This is a genomic window from Thiocapsa sp. (assembly GCF_011390875.1).
GTDB lineage: Bacteria > Pseudomonadota > Gammaproteobacteria > Chromatiales > Chromatiaceae > Thiocapsa.
The window spans coordinates 1-2,581 of record NZ_JAABRP010000381.1; the positions used below are offsets into that span (position 1 = coordinate 1).

At 65.3% G+C, this 2,581-nt stretch carries 2 protein-coding genes; one reads left to right on the plus strand and one right to left on the minus strand.

Going from position 1 to position 2,581, the window contains the following annotated elements:
* A partial coding sequence (locus GPT33_RS18685; RefSeq protein WP_296812137.1) for a helicase-related protein occupies positions 1 to 1,095 on the minus strand: 1,095 nt, incomplete at its 3' end.
* A gap of 464 nt (positions 1,096 to 1,559) precedes the next feature.
* On the opposite strand from GPT33_RS18685, the gene GPT33_RS18690 reads away from it, so the two are divergent.
* Positions 1,560 to 2,333: a hypothetical protein gene (locus GPT33_RS18690; protein WP_296812139.1), complete on the plus strand. Its 774-nt coding sequence runs from the start codon at positions 1,560 to 1,562 to the stop codon at positions 2,331 to 2,333.
* Positions 2,334 to 2,581: the final 248 nt, after the last annotated feature.

The window sequence follows — 2,581 nt, forward strand, 5'->3', positions numbered from 1 at the left end:
GAAGATCTCGGGTGTTCGGCGCTCGGGCCGGCCTTGCTCCTGCGCGCGGGTCCAAAGCCGATAGCAGACACCCGGACCCAGTCTCCCGGCGCGCCCGGCACGCTGCTCGGCGGAGGCGCGTGCGATCGGCTCGGTCACCAGACGCGTGAGCCCGGAGCCGGGATCGAAACGCGGTTTGCGGGTCAGACCGCTGTCGATCACGACCTGGATGCCCGGGATCGTCAGGCTGGTCTCGGCGATATCGGTGGAAACCAGCACGCGGCGGTCGGATCCCGCATTCGGGACCAGCGCCTTCTCCTGCTCCTCGGTCGGGAGGCTGCCGTGCAGCGGGAGGATCCGGGTCCGTTCGTCCACCCGCTCGCGCAGGCGCGCGACGCAGCGATTGATCTCGCCGGTGCCGGGGAGGAATGCCAGAATGTCGCCCGGATGCTGGGTCAGCGCGGAGCGCACGGCGGAGATCACCGCCGCGACGGCATCCGGACCCGGGGCGCGCTCGGCATACCGGACCTCGACGGGGAAGCTCCGTCCCTCGCCGCGGATGACGGCCGCATTGCCCAGGAGCCCGGCCAGCGGCTCGGCATCGAGGGTCGCGGACATGAGCAGCAGCCGCAGATCCGGGCGCAGACCGGCAATCAGGTCGAGCGCGAGTGCGAGCCCCAGATCCGATTGGAGACTGCGCTCGTGGAACTCGTCGAACACCAAGAGTCCGACCCCTTCGAGCGTCGGATCGGATTGGATGCGTCGAGTCAGGATGCCCTCGGTGATGACCTCGATGCGGCTGTGCGGGCCGATTCGGCGCTCGAAGCGGATCTGGTAGCCAACCCGCTCGCCGAGCGGCTCGCCTAAAAGCGCGGCCATGCGCGCGGCGATCATGCGTGCTGCAGGGCGCCGAGGTTGAAGCATGAGGATGCGCCCGGCGCCGAGCCAGTCTTCATCGAGCAAAGCGAGCGGGACCCGCGTGGATTTACCCGAGCCAGTCGGCGCTTGGAGCACGGCGTGGCCGCGACGCAGCGCGGCCCGCAGGTCGTCTAGAACGGGCTCGATCGGCAGCGTCGGCATCGGCAGGTTCGGGTCCCGAGTCGCGTTCGGAGTCATTGGCCTCGTCGGGCGGATCCATCAGGGTCGAGGAGGCAGGGCCGCGAAGGCCCGACCTTTGCATTCATGTGTTCAACTGCTCTTATCAGCGCAACGCCGGGGAAGTATCGATACCGCCTCCCCGGGTACGCCGACTTCAGTCGGCATCCCCGGGGAGGCGGACTTCAGTCCGCGGTGGACCCAAGCTCGACCGGCCTCGAGAATTGGGCGGCGTTGCTCTAAACCGCGTCCCCAAAAAGATCGGAAAAATCCTTGAGCCCGACACAACATGAAAGCCACGCATTTCACTCTGGATACGGTTTAGTTCAAGCGTCGACCGATCATCCGCGACATGCGGAGGTGCCGCTGTCGATCTGCGGCGCAAGGCGTCGGGCGAGCGTCGGCCTCGCCGGGCCGCATGCGCAGCCGAGTGACATTTTTGACGTTATCGGACCCTGAGCGAAACAACACCGGAGTCGATCGACGTGCCGATCACATGCCTGCTCGAATCGGCCTTCAAATGGCTCTTCCTCGCCAGTCTCGTTCTGCTCGGGGTGACTTATTGGCAGAAGGATGACCTCCCGGCGCCCGAGACCTTCGATCGCAGTAGGCTCGAGGCCCCGATTCAGACGCCGACGGATCGCGAGCCCTTCACCGTGCGTGTGCGCGATCAGGAGTACCGGATCGAGCCGAAGGCCGAGTACGCGCTCGACGGGGTCGTGGTCAGCTACAGCAATGCCGATGCGATCAAGAACATCTGGCATCACAAGAGCTGGAAGGATTTTCTCAACCTGCGGGATCTCTGCGTCGTCTGGGGCGAGAACGTGGCATCGGGCGTCTATCGCGACATGCGCTTTCGCAACGACAGCTGGACCTGCTGGGCATCCTGGTCGGATCCCGCGGTTACCGCCCGATTCAAGATGAACGCATTGTCCAACAACCACCTTCTGACCGACGATCGGATCATCAAGGATGCCCTGATGTCCGCCGAGCCGGGGGATCAGGTCCGATTCAAAGGTGTCTTGGCCGAATATGTCAACGCGGGCAACGGCTATGCGCGCGGGACCAGTCTGACACGCGACGACACGGGCAACGGCGCCTGCGAGACCGTCTATCTCGACGAGTTCGAGGTGCTCCACAAGGCCAATCTGAGTGTGCGTCGCCTCTTCGGGTTTGCGACCTGGATGGCCGTGATCACGGGCATCGGCTTCTTGATCATGCTGCCGATCGCACCCGTGCGGGTGCGGCGACGGATTTAGTACAACGCCGCGCAATGCCCGAGGCCAGTCGAGCTCGGGTCCACGGCGGACTGAAGTCCGCCTCCCCGGGGTGCCGACTGAAGTCGGGGTACCCGGGGCGTGCGTCCGGAGTTTCGCGTCCGGTTGGCGCTCCCACGAGGCATGGACGAAACGATGACCAGAGCCCACGGTGGCTGCAGCACGTCCGAACCAGCTCCGAGTGCCCACCTGCCTGGAAGCCGGTCCGCGTCATTCATTGTTCTTGATAT